This is a genomic window from Erythrobacter aurantius, from assembly GCF_023823125.1.
GTDB classification, from domain to species: Bacteria; Pseudomonadota; Alphaproteobacteria; order Sphingomonadales; family Sphingomonadaceae; genus Erythrobacter; species Erythrobacter aurantius.
Window position 1 is genome coordinate 756519 of the sequence record NZ_CP090949.1, and the last position, 23265, is coordinate 779783.

Here is a 23265-nt window from a genome sequence, read left to right on the forward strand (position 1 = left end):
GCAGCCCCGTCCGGGGCTGCGTCCTCGCTTGGTGCCCGGCTGTTTGCCTACAGGGTGGAACGGGTGGAACACGGTCCAGAAGAAAAAACCCGCGATCTGTCACCTTTGAGGCCGAAACTGTCACTTTTCCCGCCAGGCTGTCACCCGCCAGCGGCAAAGTGTCACCCTTTGCCCCAAGAGTGTCACTCTTCGAGGGCGAAAAGTGTCGCCTTTCACGCGCTGAAGTGTCACCCTGAAACGGGCAGGATGCGGGTCGGGAAGCGGTCATTGCCACAGATTAAGCCAGATTTCGGCGGAGTAGGAAAATACCCGCTCAATTCTGGAGATGTCATTCCACACCGGCTCCCCTACGACTCGACATTGCGTTGATAGGTGTTCTGGAAATCGTCCTGCAGCACTTCGGTTTGCCCGCCCGATTCCAGCACCAGATCGGCTTCGAGAATGTCGATGCGAAATTCCCAGCCTTCGGGAAGTTCCAGCCTGTCGCTGAGACGATCGAGCTGGTCGATTGTCTGGCCGGGGGCGATCGCGCGGGTCGCGGATTGCATGGTGTAGACCTTTCCGTCTGGATCGATCAGGCGGTAAACCTTGGTTCCGGCAAGATAGGTGTAGATCGTATCGCGTGCGACCGTCGTGGGCCGATAAGGTTTGCGCGATAGCAGATCCCACAGCGAAAGCTCCACCACCGCCGGGACAAGGAATTCGTGCCCGCCCAGCTCTCTGCGCGGTGTCACCCGATAGCTTTCGATCCGGTCAAGCACCCAGTAACGCCTGCCGTTGGGAATGACGAAGGACGCGCCCGAAGCCTGTTTGATCGCATCCAGATCAAGCGCGTCGAATTCCTCATCCGACATCACGTCATTGAGATCGTTGTAGACGATCACCTTGACGCCGAACCACGAACGATAGCCCAGCAGCACTTCGTTATAGGGGATCGGCCTGCCGCTGTATCCGCCCAGCGTGTCGGACTGTTCGAACTCGGGGTAGGGAATGCTTTCTTCCGGCACGCCGCGCAGCAGGTAAAGCCCCCCGGCAAGCAGTGCGATCGCAATCAGGCCCAGAATGCTACGGCGGTTCATTTGCCCCACTCCCCATGCAGCGGCAGCGTGACAGGCCGCAAGCTTTCCCGGTGCATAGCGCGCAAGTGATCCTTGCGTAAGCGCTGGCGCGCCTAGCCGTCTTGCTTGCCGGTGCGGGCCATATGCGCGAGCGAAAACCAGAAGATCGTGAACAGCACCACGCTGAACCCGGCTGACCATGCGAGCTTTTCAAGGCCGGGGTTCTTCAGGTTGAAATAGGCCATCTGGAACAGGTTGAGCGCGACGATGGCGCGCAGCATCCATTCGACGTCCAGCCTGTGCAGGATGTAGCTGCCCAGCGGCGCCATCAGCAAAACCACCGGATAGGCGCACAGCCATGTGGCAATCTGGTAATCGGTGATGCCGCCATCCCAGTACAAGCGGTAGGCGTAACCAAGGATGCTCAGCGCGGCCATCACCATGATGCTCATATGCGTCGCGATCTTCTCATCCATGCGAAACCGCGTCACCAGCGCGGTGTAGAGCACGATGTCCGCGCCCGTTCCGAACAGGCTGGCGCACATTCCGCCAACCACCAGAACGCAGCCCAGCATCGCCTTGTCCTTCATGCCCGATGCCATCAGGATCGGCCGATCACCCCGGTGCTGGCCGGAAACATAGGCCAGCGCAAAGGTCAGGATCAGGCTCAGGAACAGCGCCTGGATGATGGTGACCGGGATGGTCTGCAGCAGCGCCATGCCGATCACGAAGCCCGCAAAACCACAGGGCACGAACCATAGCACCGGCGCATAGGCGGCGATGTTCCGGCCCTTGCGGGTCAAGATCCAGATGCTCGCGCTGGTCATCCCGATCGACTGGATCATCAGGCTGAAATCGCGGGCTGTTTCGCGCTTTATCTCAAGAAAGATGCTAAGCACCGGAAAGGCGACCGCGCCGCCCCCTTCGGGCGTCAATCCGGCCACGAAAGCGCCCAGCACCATGATCGCGGGGTAATGCCAGTGGTCCAGCAGGAAGGCGAAGGAGGCAAGCGATGCGAACAGCACGGCCCAGACGATCATCATCCCGCCATACCAAAGGCGGAATGCCCGGCTCTCGAAGAACGGTCCGGATAGTTGGGGGGCAGCCATTGCGATTGCCGCCCTACAATCTGGGCAGAGTGACCCCGCGCTGGCCCATGTATTTGCCCGCGCGGTCCTTATAGCTGACCTCGCAGCGTTCGTTGCCCTTCAGGAACAGGAACTGGCATGCGCCTTCGTTGGCGTAGATTTTGGCGGGCAGCGGCGTGGTGTTCGAGAATTCGAGCGTGACGTGGCCTTCCCAGCCAGGCTCCAGCGGGGTGACGTTCACGATGATGCCGCAGCGGGCATAGGTGCTCTTGCCAAGGCAGATCACCAGCACATCCTCGGGCACACGGAAATATTCGACGGTGCGCGCCAGCGCGAAGGAATTGGGCGGGATCACGCAAACGTCGGTTTCGCGGTCGACAAAGCTGTTCGGATCGAACTGCTTGGGATCGACCACCGATGAATCGACATTGGTGAAAATCTTGAATTCGGGCGCGACGCGCGCGTCATAGCCATAGGATGACAGGCCGTAGGAGATCACCCCTTCGCGCCGCTGCGCCTCCACGAACGGCTCAATCATGCCGTGTTCCTGCGCCTGCGTGCGAATCCACTTGTCCGATAGAATAGCCATGGCGCGATTGATTCCCGATTGCGGGCAGGGCGGCAAGAAGCCTGCCGTTCTTATCCGGTGAAACTCTTCGCCCGCTTTGTCGCACATCTGTTGCAAAGGGTCTGACGGCTTGCCTACACGGTCGTTCCCGCGATGCCCCGCAAGCCGAGAATGAGAGACGCAACTATGTCAGGCAATCAACTCGCCGCCGATGCCAAGCGCGGCTTCCGCCGCTCGATCACCCGGATACTCGGCCCGCGCGCGGTGTTCTTCTGGGGCTTCATCGAAGAGCCCGCGATGGTGGCCGCGGCATTCCCGTCGAGCAAGGGTCTGGTCAAGGCGATGCTGGAGCCGGTCGATTGGGACAATTGCAAGCTGTTTGTAGAATACGGTCCTCGTGTGGGCACGTTCTGCCCGCACATTCTCGAACGCTTGCCGGACGATGGCGAATTGCTGGTGATCGACACCAACCCGCTTTTCATCGACTATCTGAGAGAGACGATTGACGATCCCCGCTTCACCGCGGTGCTGGGTTCGGCGGAGGATGTCGAAAAGATCGTTCGCGCCCACGGGTTTGAGCGCGCCGATTTCGTCCTTTCGGGAATGCCGATTTCAACCATGCCGCCAGCTGTCACCGAAAACATCCTGAAGGCGACCTACAGGGTGTTGCGCGAAGGCGGCGCGTTCCTGACTTACCAGTATCGCGATGCCGCCTACCGCCTGACGGCGCGCCATTTCGAACGGACGATCAAGGAAAAGACCTATCGCAACATCCCGCCGTGCATTCTCGCTTGGGGGTACAAGGAGCCGCGCGCAGACGGCTAGATCGGCCGTGCGCCCAATTGCGGGTTGAGCGTGGTGATATGATTGAGCCACTTTTTCGGGCGGCGCAGCATGTCGCCCGGAAATTCGACCCTCAGGCCCAGGATTTCCGCCATTCGCCCGACGAAATGGATGCAGTTGCGTTCATCGAGATTGTAACGCTTGCCCGGAGCCTGCCATGCGCGCACTTCCTGGATGATGCGGCGGTATTGCGTATCGGTCAGCGTGATGGAGAAATGGCGGTTGGTATTGCGCACGTTCTTCTCGCTTTCCGCCAGCACCATGTGTTCGGCCCAGCCTGACGTGATCGCCGCAGCCGAACTGCGGGCGGAAAAGCCGTAATTCTCGTTCACCACCGTTCCGTCGGACAAAGTCCCGTCGAGCACGATGAAGGTGTGCGGGTAGCGTCCGAACAGGACCGAGCCGTTGAAGCTGTGAAAGTGGATCTGCACCTCGGCCATCGCCGCCCCGCTCCAGGCGAAGGCGATGATGGCGAAAAGGTGGGTGGCGAGACGGGTCAGACGCTGAATCATGGCGCCTGATCTATCGCGCACACCCGCCTTGTTTCAAGCCCGATCAAAGGCTTGCCAGCAGGCTCGCATTTCCTCCGGCTGCCGTGGTGTCGATGCACATCACCCGCTCCGTCGCGAACCGGGCGAGATAATGCGGACCGCCCGCCTTTGGCCCCGTCCCCGACAGCCCTTCGCCGCCGAACGGCTGGCTCTCGACGATCGCGCCAATCTGGTTGCGGTTAACATAGAAATTGCCGACCCGCGCGCGCGAGGCGACAAACCGCCGGGTCTCCGCAATGCGGCTGTGCAGGCCCAGCGTCAGGCCGTAGCCGGTGGCGTTGATATCATCGACCACCTGTCCGAGCTGATCCGAACGGAACCGCGCCACGTGCAGCACCGGGCCGAAATTCTCGCGCTTGAGATCGAGGATCGAGCCGATTTCCATGATCGTCGGCGCGACGAAGCAGCCCTTGCTCGTGAATTCCGCCAGCTCGCGCCGCCAAACCGTATGGCCCGAAGCCTCGCGCCGGGCGACGTGGCGTTCGAGCGCGGCCTGCGCATCGGGATCGATCACCGGGCCGACATCGGTGGCGCTATCCGCGGGGTCGCCGATGTGCAGCGCCTCGAACCCGCCCCGGATCATCGCCAGCATTTCATCGGCGACATCTTCCTGCAGGTACAGCACACGCAAGGCGGAACACCGCTGCCCCGCGCTCTGGAACGCGCTGGCGAGCACGTCGCGCACCACCTGTTCGGGCAGCGCGCTCGAATCGACGATCATCGCGTTCTGCCCGCCGGTTTCCGCGATCAGCGTCGCAATCGGTCCGTCGCGGCCTGCAAGCGTGCGGTTGATCGCCTGCGCCGTCTCGGTCGAACCGGTAAAGGCGACCCCGGCGAGACGTGGATCGCTGGTGATCATCTGCCCGACATCGCCGGCACCGGGAAGCAATTGCAGCGCCTCGGGCGGGATGCCGGCTTCGTGCATCAGCCTGACTGCGAGCGCGGCGATCAGAGGGGTTTGCTCGGCCGGTTTGGCGATCAGCGAATTGCCCGCCGCCAGCGCGGCAGAGGCCATGCCGGTGAAGATTGCCAGCGGGAAATTCCACGGCGAGATCGTCGCAAACACGCCGCGCCCGTGCATGGTCAGCGTGTTTTCCTCTCCCGTCGGGCCGGGCAGATAGACGGGCCGGGCAAACTGCCGCCGCGCTTCCGACGCGTAATAGCGCAGGAAATCCACCGCCTCGCGCACTTCGGCGACGCCATCGAGCAGGGTCTTGCCCGCTTCGCGTTGGCACAGGCTCAGGAATTCGTCGGTATGCGCCTCGAACAGGTCAGCCGCTTCTTCGAGCAGCAGCGCGCGCTTTTCACCGCCCAGCGCATCCCAACCCGGCTGGATCGCACAGGCGCGGTCAAACGCGGCGTCGACTTCTTCCTGCGTCGCATCGCGGCGCGTGCCGACCGTTACGGTAAGATCGTGCGGCATGGTGATTGGCGCCATTTCGCCGGGCGTTTCCGCCGGGAAAGTCGGCTCCGCACGCCAGTGCAGCTTGGCCAATTCGGCCAGCCGCGCCTGCAACGGCTCAATCACCAGCGGATCGGACAGGTCGACGCCCGCGCTGTTCAGCCGCTGGCCCAGAATATCCTTTGGAAGCGGGATCGCCGGATTGCGGCGCGGGCTCATCGCGGCCAGTTCCGCCACCGGATCGCCGACCAGTTCCTCAGCCGGAACCTCGGCATCGCCCATGCGGTTGACGAAGCTGGTGTTGGCCCCGTTTTCCAGCAGGCGGCGCACCAGATAGGCCAGCAGTTCCTTGTGCCCGCCAACCGGCGCATAGATGCGCACGGGAGTGGGCGAATTGCCCTCTATCCGGTGCAGCGCCTCGTAAACCTCTTCGCCCATTCCGTGCAGGCGCTGGAATTCAAAGGGTTTTTGTCCGCCTACCGCTTCGCTGCTTGAGGCGGGGATTCGCGCCAACTCCTTCACCACCGCCACGGTGTAGGCGTTGTGCGTGGCAAAGGCGGGATAGATCACATCGTCATGTTCGAACAACCGCGCCGCGCAGGCGAGGTAGGACACGTCCGTGGCGATCTTGCGGGTGAAGACGGGGTAATCGTCATAGCCGCCAACCTGGCTGACCTTCACCTCGCTGTCCCAATAGGCGCCTTTCACCAGCCGCACGAACAGCTTGCGATTGTGCCTGCGGGCGAGCTTGGCGATCCAGTCGCACAGCGGCAGGCCGCGCTTCTGGTAAGCCTGTATCGCAAGGCCGAAACCTTCCCAGCGCGATCCGTCTCCGCGGGTGAACAATTCGTCATCGGCGACCAGCGTTTCGATGATGTCGAGGCTGACTTCGAGCCGCTCCGCCTCTTCGGCGTCGATGGTGAAATGGATGTTGGCATCGCGTGCCTTCACCGCCAGCGCGCGCACGATCGGCACGATGTCGGCACGCGCCTGCGCCGCGTGGAAATGGGTGTATTTGGGATGCAGCGCCGACAGCTTCACCGAAATCCCCGGCGATGTCCCCACGCTTCCCGACGTTTCGCGCGCCAGCCGCTCGATCGCGCCTTCATAAGCCTGCCGATAGCGTTCGGCATCGGCAAAGGTCATCGCCGCTTCGCCCAGCATGTCGAAACTGTGAGTCAGTCCCTTGGCGCGTTCGGGCTTGGCGCGTTTGAGCGCCTCGTCAATGGTGCGCCCGAACACGAATTGCCCGCCCAGAATGCGCATCGCCTGCAGCGTCGCCTTGCGGATCACGGGTTCGCCCAGCCGGTTCATGGTGCTTTTCAGCACGCGCCCCATGCCGCGCTGGTGCGCTTCGGGCGGGTCGAGCACTTCGCCCGTCAGCATCAGCGAAAATGTCGCCGCGTTGACGAAGGTGGAGGAGCTTTCGCCAAGATGTTCGCCCCAGTCGATTTCGCCGATCTTGTCGCGGATCAGCAGATCGGCGGTTTCATCGTCCGGCACGCGCAGCAGGGCTTCGGCAAGGCACATCAGCGCGATGCCTTCTTCGGTGTCGAGCCCGTATTGCTGAAGGAACGCGTCAATCCCCGAAGCCTTGTGGCTGCGGGCCCCTTCGATCAGGTCGATCGCCAGACGCGCCGCGCTCGCGCTGACCCGGCTGGCGGGGGCGGCCTGTTCCAGCCGCTCTGCCACGCACGCCTCCTCTTCGGCGCGATAGGCACGGCGCAGCTGCGCACGGTCAAGGAAATGGGCGCTGTTGGCGGGCAAGGTCGGCGTGGTCACTGGGTTGTTTCGTCCTGTCATCATTGAGTCGCGGGGGTTGCCCCCGCGATGTGGACCCGCGCGGGTTCTTGTTCAAGCGAAGTCGCACTTGCTTGATCAGAGGGCGCGCTGTGTTATCTCGCAACGCAACGCGCACACCGTGAGGGAGCCAGGGCCATGCCGCTTTACTGTTTCTATTGCCGCGACGGCGAACAGAACGAACAGCTGCGGCAACGCCATCTTGCCGCGCAGCGCGAATGGATGGCCGAACACGCCGAAAACTATCGCGTCGCCGGGCCGCTGACGAATGCGAAGGGCGAATTCGTCGGATCATTGCTGATCATCGAAGCCGAAGACGAAGCCGAAGCCCGTGCGACGGTGAACGAGGATCCCTATCTGGTGGGCGGCGTATGGCAATCAATCCGCGTCGACCGGTTCGAACCGGTCAAGGGTCGGTGGAAGTGAGCGATCTGGAGACGGTCTGACGCAGACCCTTTCCCCTCATCCGATTTCGGCGAATTTCTTTTCCACCCCGCGCCACAGCCTGTCGAGCGCGTCGGCGCCCTTTGAACCATGGGCGAACGCGTTGATCGGAGTCTGCTTGAACGCGATCCGCTCGATATCGTTCGACCATGGAATCACCGGAAAGCCCGACAGGATCGTCTCACGCGCAATCTGGTGGCTCTTGCGGCGCGAATCGAACATCGAAAACACCGGCAGCAACGGCATGGAGGCGCGCCCAATGCGCTTCTGTTCCTTCTTCACCTTGTCGAGCGCGCGCAGGGCCAATGGCGAAGCGGGCAGCGGGGTGATCATAAGGTCGGCCGCCCGGATCACCTGTTCGCTCAATTCGTCGCGCACCGGCGGGCAATCGAGGACGATGCGATCAAAGGTGCCGCTGAGGTTCCTTACCAGCTCCTCGATCCGCTTTTTCGGGCCGATGCGTGAAAGATAGAAGGAAATGGCGCGCACGTTCTCGCCAAAGCCGAGGAAAAACAGATTGTCGTAATGGGTCAGGTTGATCGCTTGGCGCACTTCATAGGGTTTTTGCAGCAGGTAGGGATCATCGATCAGATGCGTCGGATCGATCTGGCACAGGAAGGCGGAGCCGCCCTCGGGGTCGAGATCCCACAGCAGGGTCTTGTGATTGCCGATATTCGCGCTGCGCCATGCAAGATCGAAGGCAAGCGTCGTCTTGCCCACGCCGCCCTTGGGCGAATAGACCGCCACGACGCCCATCAGCAGCGCTGTTCCCGATAAAGGCCGCACGCGCAGATCGCAAAGCCGCAACGGGCGGTGAGTGAACACACCATGCTGGCACAACCCTCTTGTCTTATGTGCAGCCGGAAGCCAGCCCGGCAGCAGGTTAGTTTGCTGCGGCTAACACGTTTGCGCCCGCTTTCGAACGGGTTACGTGGTGAATGCCCCAATCAGAGACGTTTGCAGGCCGAAAATGGACGCAAGCTGGGGCTTATCCCTTTTTCAGGATGCGCCCTGCCACAGCGTCGAGTTTCGCCATCAGCGCCGGATCGCGTTCGTCAGGCGCGGTGATGACAGCCGTGTCGAGGCAGGTGTCGATGGGTGAGGCTTTGCGCGTCTTGGGCAGATTCTCGATGAATTTCAGCACAGCGGCGCGTGCGAGTGCGCCGTTCGCCTTCATCTGCTCCAGCACCTCGGCGACATCGACAGCCTCGCCCCCAAATTCGTCAGTGGCGCGCCAGCAATCGTAATCGGTGCTCATCCCGATCAGCGCGTAGGGCAGCTCCGCCTCGCGGGCGAGCTTGGCTTCGGGCATCGCTGTCATCCCGATCACGTCGGCGCCCCATGCGCGGTACATCCGGCTTTCGGCGCGGGTCGAGAATTGCGGCCCTTCCATCGCCAGATAGGTCGCGCCGGTCGCGACCTTGCCCTTGCATTCCGAAATCGCCTTGGCCGCCATTTCCGACAGGCGCGGGCAAACCGGATCGGCCATCGAGACATGCGTGACGAAACCGCTGGTGTAGAAGGTGCTGGCGCGGTGGCGGGTGTTGTCGATGAACTGTTCGACAATCGCGAACCGCCCCGGCTCGATCTCCTCGCGCAGCGATCCGACGGCGGAAATGGCTAGGATATCGGTGCATCCGGCACGTTTGAGCGCGTCGATATTGGCGCGCGAATTCAGTTCGGTCGGCGAAATCGGGTGCCCGCGTCCGTGGCGCGGCAGGAAGCGCACCTTCACATCGCCGATGCGGCCGCAAAGGATCTCATCGGAGGGGTCGCCCCAAGGGGTGTCGATCATCAGCCACTGCTGATCCTCGATCCCCTCAATATCGTAGAGGCCCGAGCCCCCGATAATTCCGATGCACCAGTCCTTGGCCATGCTCGCCCGTGCGATTCCCTTTGTTGGTATGCTCCGCCCCTTAGGTCAGGTCGAAGCGCTCGGGCAAGGCCTTGCGGATGAAGCGGTCCGCCTTGTCGAAGGGGCCGGCAATCGAAGGACGCGCGCGCATCCGTTCGTAATGCGCGGCGAGCGCCGGGTAGGCATCCAGCGGCATATGGGCCACCAGCGCAATCTGCATCAGCACGCAGGCAACAGTGATGTCGGCAATCGACAGCGCATCGCCGGCATAGAATTCCGCATCGCCCAGCGCGCTGTCGAGCCAGGCGAGGATCGGCGGCATGGTATTAGCCCATGTATCGCGCGCCTTGGCGACATCGGGTTCCTCGCCCTTGTTCACCGCGAAAAAGATCGGGCGGAAGATCCCCAAGCCTCCGGCCATCGCCAGCGTGGTGTCGGCATATTCCTCGATCATCAACGCGCGCCCGTGGGCATAGGCATCGCTGCAATAGAGCGAGGGCGAGGGGTGCTTGCGCTCGATATAGCCGCAGATGGCGGAGCTGTCGGCAATGGTGCCGTCCGGCACCTCTTCCGCGATCGAGCGGTCGCGCAGCACCGGGATGCGCTTCATCGGCGAGATTTCGCGGAACCATTCGGGCGGGTCGAAGACGTTGACCGCCTCGATCTCGAACGCCGCACCCTTCTCTATCGCCACCGCGGCGACCTTGCGGACGAAGGGCGAAACGGGGCTGCCATAGATGACGAGATCGGCGGGGGTGTCAGTCATTTCGGGGGTCTCTCCTCTTTCGCCTGCGTTGATAGAGCGCCAGTTTTGCTTTGCAACGGATATGGTGCAACTGATAGGCGATACGGCTTGCCGCAATCCCTATGATGGCAACAGCAATCGCGATTGATTTTTGCGGCGGATGGTCCACCTTCATTCGGGTGAGACGATTCCCCGTCCTGCTGATACGGGACAACGGATTAGAGAGAGGAAAACCATGGTCACCCAGTACAAGAACCTGATCAACGGCGAGATGATCGACACCGGCGAATGGCTCGATGTGGTCAACCCGGCCAATGAACAAGTCATCGGCCAGGTCCCGGCCTGCGGCAAGGAAGAGCTGGACAAGGCCGTCGCTGCAGCGCGCGCCGCTTTCAAGACCTGGAAGAAGACCAGCTTCGAAGAGCGTCAGGCCGCCTGCATGGCGATTTCGGGTGCGATCAAGGAAAACGCCGAGGAACTGTACCGCCTGCTGACCAGCGAACAGGGCAAGCCGCATGAGCAGGCCAAGGGCGAGATTTACGGCGCGGCCGGCATGTCGGCGGCGCAATCCACGCTGAAGCTGGAAGATGTCGTCAACGAAGACAGCGACGCCCGCCTTTCGCGCACCCGCCGCGTCCCCGTGGGCGTTGTCGGCGGCATTGTTCCGTGGAACTTCCCCGTGATGATGGCGGTGCAGAAAATCGTGCCTGCCCTGATGAGCGGCTGCACCATCGTGCTCAAGCCGTCGCCCTTCACCCCGCTGACGACGCTGCGCATCGCGGAGCTGATCGCGGACAAGGTGCCCGCCGGCATGGTCAACATCATCACCGGCGAAGACAGCCTCGGCCCGCTCATCACCGGCCACCCGGATATCGACAAGATCACCTTCACGGGATCGACCGCGACCGGCAAGAAGATCATGGAAGGCGCGAGCGCCGATCTGAAGCGCATCACGCTGGAACTGGGCGGCAACGACGCCTCGATCGTGCTGCCCGATGCCGATCCGAAGAAGGTCGCCGAACAGCTGTTCTGGGCCAGCTTCTCCAACGCCGGGCAAATCTGCGTCGCGGCCAAGCGCGTCTATATCCACGAGGATATCTATGACGAACTGTCCGCCGCCATCGCCGAATACGCGAAAACCGTCGTTGTCGGTGACGGCGCGCAGCAGGGCACGGGCGTCGGCCCGATCCAGAACAAGAAGCAGTATGATCGCGTGCTCGGACTGATCCAGGACGCGAAGGACAACGGCTACAAGTTCCTGACCGGCGGCAATGTCGATCCTTCGGGCACCGGCTATTACGTGCCGATCACCATCCTCGACAATCCGCCCGAAGACGCGCGGATCGTGGCCGAGGAACAGTTCGGCCCGGTCATGCCGCTGATGAAATTCTCGACCGAAGAGGAAGTGATCCAGCGCGCCAACAATTCCGAATACGGGCTTGCCGGTGCGGTGTGGACCGCGAACCCGGAAAAGGGTGTCGAGATCGCCGAACAGCTCGAAACAGGCACGGTGTGGGTGAACGAGTATCTCCACCTGTCGCCCTTCGCTCCGTTCGGCGGGCACAAGCAGTCGGGCTTTGGCGCGGAATACGGGCTCGATGGGCTAAAGGAATTCACCTATCCGCAGGTGATCACCGTCAAGAAGGACAATGTCCCCGCGTAACGCAACGTGGGCGACGCTACTCCTGACCAACTGATCGAAGGGCTGGCGCGGGTGTGTTCCCGTGCCGGCCTTTCGCCGCCCACAGGGCTGACCAGGCTGACGGGCGGGGCGACGATGGAAAGCTGGCGGTTCGCCGACGGAGACGGCACCTTCGTCCTGCGCCGCGCGCCTTCGCTCGCATTCATGGAAGGGCGACCCTATGGCCACGATGTCGAAGCGGCGGTGATCGAAGCCGCCCGCGCGCGCGGCGTGACCGCGCCGGAAGTTGTCGCGGTATTGGGGCCTGAGGATGCTATCGGATCGGGCTTCGTCATGCGAGCCTTGCCCGGTACGCCGAACCCCAAGGAAATCCTCGAATTCGAAGAACCGGTCGCGCTGCTGAAACAGGCGGCGCGCGATCTGGCGCGGATACACTCGATCAGGCCGGGTGATTTGCCTGATGCGGTGCCGGTGATGGACTACCGCGCAGCTATCGCAGACCTTCGCCAGCAGTTCGAGGAAGCGGGCGGCGACCGCCCGATCATCGCGCTGGGCCTCAAATGGATGGAGGACAATTGTCCCGACCCATGTGAGCCCGTGCTGATCCACGGCGATTATCGCATGGGCAATCTGCTGGCCGAAGCACCGGGCAGGCTGACGGGCGTGCTCGACTGGGAACTGGCGCACTTCGGCGACCCGCACGAGGACCTCGCGTTCGGCTGCATGGCGGTGTGGCGCTTCCACCGATACGACCGCCCTGCGCTGGGGCTGGGGAGCCCTGAGGATTACTTCGCCGCCTATGAGGCCGAGGCGGGTGTGAGCGTAGACCGCGACCGTTTCCGTTACTGGCTGATCCATCGCACCGTGTGGTGGGCGATGGGGTGCCTCAAATGCGCGAAAGTATGGCGCGACGGGTCGGACCGGATGCTGGAGCGCGTGGTGATCTCGCGCCGGACGAGCGAGCAGGAACTCGACCTGCTAATGTTGCTGGAGGAGGATGCGCCGGATGAGGAGCGGGCGCGCGAGATGTTCCCGGTGCATAAGATTCCTCAGAGGAGCCTCGGTGAAGCAAGCGACAGGGAATTGTTGATCGCGGTGAACGAGTTGATTGAGGCGATCAAGAACGAGGTTTCAGGCCATAATCGGTTTCAACTGGCGGTGGCCCGCAATGCGCTTGGGATGACAATCCGTCATTTCGAGACTGGTGCATTCGCAGGTGATTGGGTTCTTGCCCAAGACATTCTAACCGGCAAGCGCTCCCTCGATACACCGGAGATGGTCGCGACACTGCGCCACCGTGCTTTGAGCAAATTGTCTGCCGACGTGCCGAAATACCCCGCCCTCGCCTACGCGCGCAAAAAATGGACCGGAGAGAAATAGACATGGACTTCGCCATCCCTGCCGACCTTCAGGCCTATCTCGATGATCTCGACGCCTTCATCGCCGCCGAGATCAAGCCGCTTGAGAGCCAAGACGATAACATCCGCTTCTTCGACCACCGCCGCGAATGGGCGCGGACCAATTTCGAGGAGGGCGGCCTCCCGCGCCACGAGTGGGAGGAGTTGCTGCGCGAGGCCACCCGCCGTGCCGATGCCGCCGGACACTGGCGTTTCTCCGCGCCGAAGAAATACGGCGGCAAGGACGGGTCGAACCTCTGGATGGCGGTGATCCGCGAGCACTTTGCGCGCCAAGGCCTCGGCCTGCACAATGACTTACAGAACGAACACTCCATCGTCGGCAACTTCCCCTTCGTCGCCATGTTCGACCAGTGGGGGACCGAGGAGCAGAAGCAGGAATTCATCCTCGGCGGGTTTGAACGCACCCGGCGCGTCGCCTTCGGCCTCACCGAAGCGAACCACGGATCGGACGCCACGCACATGGAGACCCACGCGGTGCGCGAGACCCGCGACGGAGTCGACGGCTGGCTGATCAACGGCGAGAAGATGTGGATCACCGGGATGCACGTCGCCACCCACTGCGCGATGTTCGCGCGCACGAGCGGCAAGGCCGGGGATGCGAGCGGGATCACCTGTTTCCTCGTCCCCAACCCCACTGAAGGCCTCGAAATCGAGGAGTGGATGTGGACTTTCAACATGCCCACCGACCACCCGCGCCTCAGCGTGCGCGATGTCTGGGTGCCGGACTCGGCGATCCTCGGCGTGGAGGGCCGCGGCCTCGCGCTGGCGCAAAGCTTCGTCCACCAGAACCGCATCCGGCAGGCGGCCTCAAGCTGCGGCGCAGCGATGTTCTGCATTGATGAAAGCGTGAAATACGCCCGGACACGCAAGCCTTTCGGCGAGGAGCTGGCGCGCAATCAGGCGATCCAGTTCCCGCTGGTCGAGTTGGCAACGCAGGCGGAGATGCTGCGCCTCCTCATCTTCAAGACCGCGTGGGAGATGGACAACATGCCCCACGAACAGATCGAGAAGACCATCTCCGACAAGGTCAGCATGTGCAATTACTGGGCGAACCGGCTGGTGTGCGAAGCCGCCGACCGCGCGATGCAGGTCCACGGCGGCATCGGCTATTCGCGCCACAAGCCCTTCGAGCACATCTACCGCCACCACCGCCGCTATCGCATCACCGAAGGCTCGGAGGAAATCCAGATGCGGAAAGTGGGGGCCTATCTGTTCGGCTATCTGGGGTCGAAGCGGGGGATGTACGGTTAGCCTCTGCGCCACCAACCGGCGAGCAGGCTCCCGATCACCACGTGCCACACCGCCGATATCGCTGCAGGAACCGGGGCGAGCGCGGCTTGCGTGATGTCGGCGAATTGCGCGGCAAAGGCGGGGGTCTTGGCGAGGCCTGATCCGAGGCCGGAATTCTGCATCCCGACTTCGATGCTGATCGTGCGAGCCTCGGTAACGCCCAGCCGCAGCATCCGCGCCAGCACAAACCCAAGCGCGAAACCGACCGCGTGCAGCAGGAAAGTCGCCAGCAACAGCACGCCTGCGTGGCTTGCGATCTGGTCCTTCGCGCCGCCCACGATCCCGCCGACGATCAGGATCACCAGCACGATGGCCACCAGCGGCAGCAAGCCGCTCACCGCGCCCGCCGCGCGCGGGAACAGGCGGTTGAGCAGCGTCCCCAGCACCACCGGCACCAGCACGATGGCGACCATGTTGATCAGCAGGTTCCAGCGATCAATCTCGACATAGGCACCCGCCAGCGCGCCCGTCAGTAGCGGGGTCAGCGCGACAGCGGCCAAAGTCGATGCCATCGTCATCGCCACCGACAGCGCGACATTGCCGCGCGCGAGATAGGCGACGATGTTCGACGCCGTGCCTCCCGGACAGCAGGCGACGAGGATCAGGCCGACGGCCAATCCCTGCTCCAGCCCCATGCCTTTCGCGATGGCATATCCGGCCAGCGGCATGACCGCGAATTGCAGCGCCACCCCGGCCGCGAGCGCGCGCGGCAGTTTCGTGAGATTGCGATAATCCTCAAACGTCAGCGTCAGGCCCATCGCCAGCATGATCAGGCCCAGCGCGACCGACAGCAGTGGCTGGCCCGCGATGCGGATGCTGCCGTCTGTCATCCATGTGAAGGCGGGCGGGAAAACCCACGCCAGCGCCACTCCCACCACGGTGAGCACGGCGAAATTGTTGGTTATGGTGCGCAGCATCATCCCCCTTTGCCGAAATCGCGCGGCACTTCATAGCCGCGAAATCGGCAGGGGCGGCTAATCGAACTCGGGTTCGGGTGCCTGAGTTTCGCTTCGCCGCGCGACGAAATAGAGCGCGGTGCCGGCCACCAGCAGAACGGCCAGCAGGGCAAAGGCACTGGCGGGTGCCTGAATGATCGTGAAGATGCCAAAGCCCACCGAAACCGCCATGATCGGCCACCAATAGGCGGCGAGGTGTCCGTCGTGCCTTTCGTCCGAACGGGTCATGATGACATAGAAAGCCGCGACCACCACCAGCCACACCAGCTGCGCAGCAAGCGATGTGACGGTCGCGAGAAAGGTGAAGGCGCCGCTTGCAAGCATCAGGCCGACAATCGCGGCGAACAGCAGGATCGCCCGGTCCGGCGCCTTCGATCCGTGCGAGACATGCGCGAAGGTGGCGGGCAGCAGGCCGCGATCAGCCATCGCGAAAGCCACACGCGGGCCGACGATGAAAAAGCTCAGCGAATTGGTCGCGATCGAGAAGATCGCCGCGAGGCTGAGCAGAAGCGCGCCATTCTCGCCCATCACCGCCGCCGCTGCCGAAGCCAGTGGGGTCGCATCGCCATCGCCCTGCGGCGCACCCGCAGCGATATAGGCCCATTGCACAGCCATGTAGAACACGATGATGACAGCAAGCGAACCCAGCATGGTCATGGGCAGGTCGCGGCGCGGGTTCTTCAGCTCTCCGGCGGCATAGGAAGAACTGTTCGCGCCCGAGAATGCGAAATAGACCAGCAGGGCGACGCTTTCGAAGGCTTCGAAACGCGGCATGGCGAACTGTGTCGCGATCCCGCCTGAGGCAAAAGCGAACGCGCACAGCAGCAGGATCGGGCTGAGTTTCAGGACTGTGCCCAAGGCCAGCCCGCCCACGCTGTTCCTCATCCCCGAGAGGTTGATTGCCGTCAGCGCCGCGAGCAGGAATGCGAGAGCCAGAGCGCGGGCCAGCGCGCCGTCGAAAACCGGGAAGATTACCGCGAGGTACGAAACCAGCACGTAAAGCGTCGCCGCCCGGCCCGCCGCCATCGCAAGCACCATGACCCAGCCGATCTGGAACCCGACGAACGGCCCGAACGCGGCCTGTGCCCACAATTGCGGCCCGCCCGATGCGCGGAACATGTTGGATAGCCGGGCCGAAATGAAGATGCTGGCGCTGAACAGCAGTCCGAAAATCAGGAACATCCACGGCGCGAAATTGCCGACTTCGGCATAAAGCAGCGCCGGCAAGGCAAAGATGCCTGCACCGATCATTCCGTTGATGCTCATGAGAGTGGCGCCAAGCGGGCCGACCACGCGCGGTGGCTTGTTCGTTTCAGTCAAGTGTCAGCCCCCCCGAGCTGCGCGACCGGGCATGAGACTGGCAGAAACGGCCCGCATGTCAAATCGGCCCGTTCAAATCGACCAACGACTTGGGCGGCCCTCTAGCAATATTATGTCGCGCCGCTAGTCTCCCGCGCCAAACGAGGGAGATACCGATTATGCGCCGCTTCACCGCTACCTTGCTTGCCTGCACCATGCTTGCCGCGCCTTCGCTGGCGCTGGCAGCCGATGACAAGGAGGACGGCTGGGACGTCAACGCGCCGCGCGGGGCCAAGATCGAACAGGTGCCGATTCAGACGGACGAAGCGACCTGGATGGACGTGGATGTCTCGCCCGACGGGCAGATGATCGCCTTCACCGTGCTGGGCGATATCTACACCATGCCGATCACCGGCGGGACGCCCAAACGGATTGCCGAAGGGCTGGCGTGGGAAGTGCAGCCGCGCTTCTCCCCCGATGGCACGCGCATCGCCTTTACCTCTGACCGGGGCGGCGGCGACAATGTGTGGGTTATGAATGTCGATGGCAGCGACAAGCGGCAGGTGACCAACGAAAGCTTCCGCCTGCTGAACCAGCCCGACTGGTCGCCCGACGGGCGCTTCATCATCGCCAAGAAGCATTTCACCACTCAACGCAGCGCGGGCACCGGCGAAATTTGGATGTATCACGTATCAGGCGGCGGCGGCGTCGCGATTGTCGAGCGCGCGAACGAGCAGTTGCAGAAAGAACTGGGCGAACCCGCCTTCACCCCCGATGGCAGCGCGATCTATTACACCCGCAACACCACGCCGGGTAACACCTTCATCTACGCGCAGGACAGCCAGACCGGCATCTTCGCGATTGAGCGGCATGATCTGGAAACCGGTGAAGTCACCACCGCCGTCGATGGCTATGGCGGCGCGGTGCGTGCCACGCCTTCGCCCGACGGAGCCGAAATCGCCTTTGTCCGGCGTGACAAGGACACATCGCAGCTGTGGGTGAAGAACATCGCCAGCGGGCGCGAGCGGATGATCTACGGCGGGCTTGATCTCGACCTGCAGGAAACCTGGGCGGTCTATGGCGTCTATCCCAACATGGCGTGGACGCCCGACAGCCGTTCGATCCTGTTCTGGGCCGGGGGCAAGCTGAACCGGATCGACCGGGACGGATCGAACAAGGCCGAAATCCCGTTCCGCATCAACGACACGCGCGGCGTGGCCGATGCGCCGCATCCGGTGATCGATGTCGCGCCCGAGCGGTTCACCACCAGCATGTCGCGCTTTGGCCAATTGTCGCCCGACGGCACGCGCGTGGTGTTTGAAACCCTCGGGCGGCTTCACACCAAGAGCGCGCGCGGGCGCGATGCGCCGCGGCCGCTTACGGGTGCAAGCGACGTGATCGAGGCTTTTCCCGCGTTCAGCCGCGATGGCAGCCAGATCGCCTATGTCGAATGGACCGATGAAAATCTGGGCCGCATCATCGTCGCCACTGCCGATGGCGAAAATCCGCGTGTCATCACCAGCGAGCCCGGTCATTACGCCAGCCTCGCATGGTCACCTGATGGCCAGCACATCGCCTATGAGAAACGTTCGGGCGGGTATCTGACCTCCTCCGACTATTCCGAGAATTCGGGCATCTACATGATCCCGACCGCTGGCGGCGCGCCGATGATGGTGAGCCGATCCGGATCGGATCCGCAATTCGGCGCGGACAGCAACCGCATCTTCATGACCATGAACGAGGGCGGCAACCTTGCGCTGGTTTCGACCGATCTTGATGGCGAGGACAAGCGCACCATCGTCAAGGGCGATCTCGCCAATGATTTCCGCGTGTCGCCCGATGGCCGCACGGTGGCGTTCCGCCAGAATTACGAAGTCTTCGCAATGCCGCTGATCCCCGGCGGGCAGGCTGTCAGCGTCTCCGAAAACGGCGGATCGCTGCCGATCACCAAGGTTTCGACCGGCGGTGCGGACTATATCGGCTGGACCAATGGCGGGGAGACTGTGTTCTGGTCAATCGGGCCGGAGCTGCGCCAGGCGCAGGTATCCGACTTCTTCCGCAATGCGCCCAAGGGCGAAGGCGAGGACAAGGGGACGGGCTACACCCCGCCCGAAACCGGCATTTCGATGGCCGTCACCGTCAATGCCGACAAGCCGACCGGCACGGTGGCGATCACGGGCGCGCGCATCCTGACGATGGCGGCCGGGCTTGATGCGACTGATGCCGGCGCGATCGAGAACGGCGTGATCGTGATCGAGGGTGATCGGATCAAGGCCGTGGGCGCGGCGGGCGAAGTGGCGGTTCCGGCAGGGGCCACGGTTGTCGATGCCAGCGGCCACACGATCATGCCCGGCCTTGTCGATGCGCATGCGCACGGGCCGCAAGGTGTGGGCGATTTCATCCCGCAGCAGAACTGGCGCATGATGCAGGATCTCGCCACCGGGGTGACGACGATCCACGATCCGTCCAACGATGCGAGCCAGATCTTTGCCGCTGCCGAACGCCAGCAGGCGGGCCTGCTGCTGGCTCCGCGCATCTTTTCTACCGGGGAAATCATCTATGGTGCCAAGGCGCCATCGGTCTACGCCCGGATCGACAGCTATGACGATGCGCTGGCGCATGTCCGCCGTATCCGTGCGCAGGGCGGGATTTCGGTCAAGAACTACAACCAGCCCCGGCGTGAACAGCGCCAGATGGTCGCGCGCGCCGCGGCCGAGGAAAACATGCTGGTGGTGGCCGAAGGCGGTTCGCTGTTCGGCATGGACATGAACCTGATCGCCGATGGCAATTCCACCATTGAACACAATGTCCCCGGCGACGTGTTCTACGAAGACGTGCTGCAGTTCTTCAGCCAGTCGAACTCCAACTACACCCCGACGCTCAACGTCACCTATGGCGGTCTGGCGGGTGATCCGTACTGGCGGCAGGCAATGAACGTGTGGGAACATCCGTTGATGATCCACACCCCGCCCAAGCTGCTGCTGGCGGAAACCGGACGGCGCACCACCGCGCCCGACTGGGCTTTTGTTGACGACAATGCCGCGCGTGAGGCGCACAAGCTGGCCCAGCGCGGGGTTCGCGTGTCGATCGGCGCGCACGGGCAGCAGGCGGGGCTGGATCACCACTGGGAACTGTGGAGCTTCGTGCGCGGGGGCATGACCCCGGTCGAGGCGCTGCGGGCAGGCACCATCGCCCCGGCGCAATCGCTGGGAATGGATCGCGACATCGGCAGCATCGAGGCGGGCAAGCTCGCTGACCTCGTGATCCTGAGCGCCGATCCCAGCGCGGACATCATGAATTCGGACAAGATCGAACGCGTGATGCTCGGCGGGCGGCTGTATGATGCGAAAACGCTGAACGAGGTCGAGACCGGCAATCGCCAGCGCCGCGCCTATTGGTGGGAATCCACCGGTGCGGGCGGATCGGAGGAAGCGACCCACGCCGCAGCGGCACATCAGGACGCGGGCTAAGCCTCGTCCTCGCGCTCCATCAGCCCGCGCAGGTCTTTCAGGGCCTTGGCGCGGAGCTGGTGGACGCGCGGCACGCTGACTTCGAGCACTTCGGCGATTTCGGTGAGGTTCAGTTCCTCGACATAGAACAGCTGCAACACCAGCTTCAGCCGGTCGGGCAATTGGTGCATCGCCGCCACCAGCCGTTCGCGGTCTTCCTGTCCGGCGATGATTTCGAACGGGTCGGGATCGTCGCTGGCAAAGGCAGTGTTGCTTTCGTCATATTCGTCGCTGATCGATGAGACGGTGATGGCCGATGCCTCGATCTCCAGCAATTCGACATCGCTGATGCCCATTGCGCGCGCGATTTCGAGGCGGCTGGGGGTCTGGCCGGTCTGCCAGCGCAATTCCTCGACTGTTTCGTTGTAGCGCGCCCGCTTCTTTCGCGCGGTGCGGGTGTCATGCATCAGCTTGCGGATGCAATCGAACATCGCTCCGCGAACGCGGATCTTGGCATAGGCGGCAAAACCGTCCTCTGTCGGGCCGCTGTGGCGCTGCGCGCATTCGGCCAGCGCGAGAATGCCCGACTGGATCAGGTCTTCGATTTCCAGCCCTTCGCGGCCCGAGCCATAGATATGCCAGGCGGCGCGGTGGACCATCGGCAGGAAACGGCGGACGCGGTCTTCGACCTCGGCCCGCGATGCGGCGTAAGGATTGGTTTCGGCAAATCCGGAATGATCGTGCTTCATGCGGCCTGAACCTCCTCAGTCGGAGCGGGAAGCTGATGCGCGGGATTGTCGGCGCCGATCACGCCAACGACTTCGACAGGCTGGCGCGCGGGCAATTCATTGATCGACAGCACAAGGCAGCGGCTGGCGCGCTGGCGCAGCAGAGCGGCGAGCGCGCGGCGTGCCGGAGGCTGGACGATCAGCGCCACCGGCCCCTTTGCCTCGTCGATATGCCGGTTCACCCGTTCGGCAATCATGCTGCCGCAATCGGGCTCGATCAGCGGTTGACCCGTGCCGGGGTCCACCATCCCGCCAAGGATCGCCCCTTCGAGCGCGGCGTCGAGCGTGACGACCTTCAACCGTTCGCCGGGCTCGCAAATGCCCGCGATCAGCCGTGCGCCCATGTCGGCGCGCACCGCATCGATGACGCTGTCAAAATCCTGCGTCTTCTGCAGCGCCAGCGCGAGACTGGTGAGCAGCGGCTGCGGATGGGCAAGCGCGATGCCGTCGGCAATCAGCGCGCGGAAAATCCGGGTCAGCGCGGCAAGGCCCAGCGGATCGGGATGGATCGCCTCGATCAACGCCGGTGCGCGTTCCTTCAGATCGTCTACCAGTGCGCGCACTTCCTCCGGCCCCAGCAATTGATCGCTGTTGCGCAGCAGCTCCTGATTGGCGTGGGTGGCGATGACGGTGCTGGGATCGACCGTCAGAAACCCTTCGGACACGGCGTGATCGCGTGCCGCCGGATCGATCCACAGCGCCGGGCAGTCGAAACTGGGGTCGCGCGTTGCCTCCCCCGTCAGGCCGTGGCCGGGGCGCACCTCGCCGGTGTCGATGGCGAGCAGGCGCGAAGGCTTGGCCGTGCCATGCGCGATTGCGAGGCCACCGAGCAGCACGCGGTATTCATTGGCCCCGACTTCGAGCGAATCCCGGATGCGGAACTGCGGCAGGACAAAGCCGAGATCGCGCGACAATTGCTTGCGAATGCCGGTGATCCGCGTGAGCAGCGGCGCGCCCTTGTCCTTGTCGACAAGGTGAACAAGGCCATAGCCAAGCTCTACCGTCACCAGCGTCTGATCGGAAACGTCGGCGATGTCGATCCGGTCGGGGGAAACCTCTTCCCCAGGCTGTTCGACCGGCGCGGGCCGCGCGGCGCGCTGGCGCAGGGTCCACCACAATGCGCCTGCGATCGCGGCGGCGGGGAAGAAGATGAGCTGCGGCATCGCCGGAACCATGCCGATTGCGCCGAGGATCAGCGCGACGGGCAGCCATCCGCGCGGATCGGCGAACTGGCCGCCAATCTGGCCCGAAAGATCGCGCGCATCGGCCACGCGGGTGACGATGGCGGCAGCGGCAATCGACAGCAGCAGCGCGGGCACCTGCGCCACCAATGCGTCGCCCACCGCAAGGGTGATATACAATTCCCCCGCCTCACCGGCGGAAAGGCCGTGGCTGATCATACCGAGTGCGAAACCGGCGATGATGTTGACACCCAGGATCAACAGCGCGGCAATCGCATCGCCCTTCACGAATTTGGAGGCACCATCCATCGAACCGTAGAAGTCCGCCTCGATAGTGACCTCGCGGCGGCGGGTGCGGGCTTCGTCAGCGGTGATGAGGCCTGCGGCAATATCGGCGTCGATCGCCATCTGCTTGCCCGGCAAGGCATCGAGCACGAACCGCGCGGAAACTTCGGACACGCGTCCTGCGCCCTTGGTGATGACGATCATGTTGATGATCAGCAGGATGCAGAACACGAACAGCCCGACCGCGAAATTGCCGCCCACAAGGAACTGGCCAAAGCTTTCGATGATCTCACCCGCGGCATTGCCCCCTTCGTGCCCGTTGACCAGCACGATGCGGGTGGAGGCGACGTTCAAGGCCAGCCGCAGCAGCGTCGCGAACAGCAGCACGCTGGGGAAGGAGGAGAAATCGAGCGGCTGGCGCGCGTTCAGCGCCACCATCAGCACCGCCACCGAAATGGCGATGTTCAGAACGAAGAAGATGTCGAGCAGCAGCGGCGGGATCGGCAGCACCATCAACACGAACAGCGCGAAAATGCCGACCGGCAAAGCCATCGCTGCGGGCGCGGCGCGCAGCCGGTCGAGCCAGGAAATCGGGTTGGAAAC

General features: G+C 63.3%; 18 protein-coding genes. 6 read left to right on the forward strand and 12 right to left on the reverse strand.

Translation table 11 applies throughout. From position 1 onward, the window contains the following. Positions 1-347 precede the first annotated feature (347 nt). The 3 genes from L1K66_RS03800 to dcd all read right to left on the reverse strand — a co-directional run bounded on the left by L1K66_RS03800 (position 348) and on the right by dcd (position 2735). Entirely contained in the window at positions 348-1079 is a 732-nt protein-coding gene (locus L1K66_RS03800) for a hypothetical protein (protein WP_252259687.1), read from the reverse strand. 92 nt (positions 1080-1171) lie between these two features. Next, on the reverse strand, positions 1172-2167 hold the full coding sequence (locus L1K66_RS03805; protein WP_252259688.1) for a sulfite exporter TauE/SafE family protein: 996 nt from the start codon (positions 2165-2167) through the stop codon (positions 1172-1174). Positions 2168-2180: 13 nt separating this feature from the next. After that, entirely contained in the window at positions 2181-2735 is a 555-nt protein-coding gene (dcd, locus tag L1K66_RS03810) for a dCTP deaminase (protein ID WP_034956847.1), read from the reverse strand. Positions 2736-2885: 150 nt separating this feature from the next. Here dcd and L1K66_RS03815 point away from each other — a divergent pair, with 150 nt between their 5' ends. Further along, positions 2886-3539: a class I SAM-dependent methyltransferase gene (locus tag L1K66_RS03815; protein ID WP_252259689.1), complete on the forward strand. Its 654-nt coding sequence runs from the start codon at positions 2886-2888 to the stop codon at positions 3537-3539. On the opposite strand, the gene L1K66_RS03820 is transcribed toward L1K66_RS03815, so the two are convergent. Together L1K66_RS03820 and putA are read right to left on the reverse strand one after the other, a co-directional pair. Then, entirely contained in the window at positions 3536-4069 is a 534-nt protein-coding gene (locus L1K66_RS03820) for a hypothetical protein (protein ID WP_034956138.1), read from the reverse strand. The genes L1K66_RS03815 and L1K66_RS03820 overlap by 4 nt on opposite strands. Before the next feature lie 43 nt (positions 4070-4112). Continuing rightward, positions 4113-7292, reverse strand: coding sequence for a bifunctional proline dehydrogenase/L-glutamate gamma-semialdehyde dehydrogenase PutA (gene putA, locus L1K66_RS03825; protein ID WP_252259690.1), 3180 nt, complete (start codon positions 7290-7292; stop codon positions 4113-4115). A gap of 156 nt (positions 7293-7448) precedes the next feature. Between putA and L1K66_RS03830 the strand changes: the two genes are divergently transcribed. Then, positions 7449-7736, forward strand: a complete 288-nt coding sequence (locus L1K66_RS03830) for a YciI family protein (RefSeq protein WP_034956136.1) — start codon at positions 7449-7451, stop codon at positions 7734-7736. Between the two features lie 36 nt (positions 7737-7772). On the opposite strand, the gene L1K66_RS03835 is transcribed toward L1K66_RS03830, so the two are convergent. From L1K66_RS03835 to L1K66_RS03845, 3 genes are all read right to left on the reverse strand, one after another. After that, the gene (locus L1K66_RS03835) at positions 7773-8510 is read right to left on the reverse strand and encodes a ParA family protein (RefSeq protein ID WP_252259691.1); all 738 of its coding nucleotides are present in this window, start codon (positions 8508-8510) and stop codon (positions 7773-7775) included. A gap of 232 nt (positions 8511-8742) precedes the next feature. Beyond that, entirely contained in the window at positions 8743-9630 is an 888-nt protein-coding gene (mtnP, locus tag L1K66_RS03840; protein ID WP_252259692.1) for an S-methyl-5'-thioadenosine phosphorylase, read from the reverse strand. Positions 9631-9670: 40 nt separating this feature from the next. Further along, a complete protein-coding gene (locus L1K66_RS03845; protein ID WP_252259693.1) occupies positions 9671-10375 on the reverse strand; it encodes a glutathione S-transferase family protein in 705 nt (234 codons plus the stop codon). Positions 10376-10589: 214 nt separating this feature from the next. On the opposite strand from L1K66_RS03845, the gene L1K66_RS03850 reads away from it, so the two are divergent. The 3 genes from L1K66_RS03850 to L1K66_RS03860 are packed head-to-tail and all read left to right on the forward strand — an operon-like array spanning position 10590 to position 14665. Continuing rightward, complete coding sequence (locus L1K66_RS03850) at positions 10590-12017, forward strand: aldehyde dehydrogenase family protein (RefSeq protein ID WP_252259694.1); 1428 nt, start codon at positions 10590-10592, stop codon at positions 12015-12017. Between the two features lie 6 nt (positions 12018-12023). Then, a complete protein-coding gene (locus tag L1K66_RS03855; RefSeq protein WP_252259695.1) occupies positions 12024-13376 on the forward strand; it encodes a phosphotransferase in 1353 nt (450 codons plus the stop codon). Between the two features lie 2 nt (positions 13377-13378). Next, a complete protein-coding gene (locus L1K66_RS03860) occupies positions 13379-14665 on the forward strand; it encodes an acyl-CoA dehydrogenase family protein (RefSeq protein ID WP_252259696.1) in 1287 nt (428 codons plus the stop codon). Here L1K66_RS03860 and L1K66_RS03865 read toward each other — a convergent pair. Both L1K66_RS03865 and L1K66_RS03870 read right to left on the reverse strand, forming a co-directional pair. After that, entirely contained in the window at positions 14662-15624 is a 963-nt protein-coding gene (locus L1K66_RS03865; protein WP_252259697.1) for a bile acid:sodium symporter family protein, read from the reverse strand. The two genes, L1K66_RS03860 and L1K66_RS03865, sit on opposite strands and share 4 nt — an antisense overlap. A gap of 54 nt (positions 15625-15678) precedes the next feature. Next, positions 15679-16980 (reverse strand): APC family permease, encoded by a 1302-nt coding sequence (locus L1K66_RS03870; protein WP_252259698.1) that lies wholly within the window; start codon positions 16978-16980, stop codon positions 15679-15681. A gap of 158 nt (positions 16981-17138) precedes the next feature. Between L1K66_RS03870 and L1K66_RS03875 the strand changes: the two genes are divergently transcribed. Beyond that, positions 17139-20429 (forward strand): amidohydrolase family protein, encoded by a 3291-nt coding sequence (locus L1K66_RS03875; RefSeq protein WP_252259699.1) that lies wholly within the window; start codon positions 17139-17141, stop codon positions 20427-20429. On the opposite strand, the gene L1K66_RS03880 is transcribed toward L1K66_RS03875, so the two are convergent. Together L1K66_RS03880 and L1K66_RS03885 are read right to left on the reverse strand one after the other, a co-directional pair. Beyond that, entirely contained in the window at positions 20426-21157 is a 732-nt protein-coding gene (locus L1K66_RS03880; protein WP_252259700.1) for a sigma-70 family RNA polymerase sigma factor, read from the reverse strand. The genes L1K66_RS03875 and L1K66_RS03880 overlap by 4 nt on opposite strands. Next, on the reverse strand, positions 21154-23214 hold the full coding sequence (locus L1K66_RS03885; protein WP_252260586.1) for a flagellar biosynthesis protein FlhA: 2061 nt from the start codon (positions 23212-23214) through the stop codon (positions 21154-21156). Before L1K66_RS03885 ends, L1K66_RS03880 begins: the two co-directional genes overlap by 4 nt. Positions 23215-23265: the final 51 nt, after the last annotated feature.

Coding starts and splice junctions, on each gene's coding strand:
- L1K66_RS03800 (WP_252259687.1), bottom strand. CDS start 1,079: ATGAACCGCCGTAGCATTCTGGGCCTGATTGCGATCGCACTGCTTGCC.
- L1K66_RS03805 (WP_252259688.1), bottom strand. CDS start 2,167: ATGGCTGCCCCCCAACTATCCGGACCGTTCTTCGAGAGCCGGGCATTC.
- dcd (WP_034956847.1), bottom strand. CDS start 2,735: ATGGCTATTCTATCGGACAAGTGGATTCGCACGCAGGCGCAGGAACAC.
- L1K66_RS03815 (WP_252259689.1), top strand. CDS start 2,886: ATGAGAGACGCAACTATGTCAGGCAATCAACTCGCCGCCGATGCCAAG.
- L1K66_RS03820 (WP_034956138.1), bottom strand. CDS start 4,069: ATGATTCAGCGTCTGACCCGTCTCGCCACCCACCTTTTCGCCATCATC.
- L1K66_RS03830 (WP_034956136.1), top strand. CDS start 7,449: ATGCCGCTTTACTGTTTCTATTGCCGCGACGGCGAACAGAACGAACAG.
- L1K66_RS03835 (WP_252259691.1), bottom strand. CDS start 8,510: ATGGGCGTCGTGGCGGTCTATTCGCCCAAGGGCGGCGTGGGCAAGACG.
- mtnP (WP_252259692.1), bottom strand. CDS start 9,630: ATGGCCAAGGACTGGTGCATCGGAATTATCGGGGGCTCGGGCCTCTAC.
- L1K66_RS03845 (WP_252259693.1), bottom strand. CDS start 10,375: ATGACTGACACCCCCGCCGATCTCGTCATCTATGGCAGCCCCGTTTCG.
- L1K66_RS03850 (WP_252259694.1), top strand. CDS start 10,590: ATGGTCACCCAGTACAAGAACCTGATCAACGGCGAGATGATCGACACC.
- L1K66_RS03860 (WP_252259696.1), top strand. CDS start 13,379: ATGGACTTCGCCATCCCTGCCGACCTTCAGGCCTATCTCGATGATCTC.
- L1K66_RS03865 (WP_252259697.1), bottom strand. CDS start 15,624: ATGATGCTGCGCACCATAACCAACAATTTCGCCGTGCTCACCGTGGTG.
- L1K66_RS03875 (WP_252259699.1), top strand. CDS start 17,139: ATGCGCCGCTTCACCGCTACCTTGCTTGCCTGCACCATGCTTGCCGCG.
- L1K66_RS03880 (WP_252259700.1), bottom strand. CDS start 21,157: ATGAAGCACGATCATTCCGGATTTGCCGAAACCAATCCTTACGCCGCA.
- L1K66_RS03885 (WP_252260586.1), bottom strand. CDS start 23,214: ATGGCTTTGCCGGTCGGCATTTTCGCGCTGTTCGTGTTGATGGTGCTG.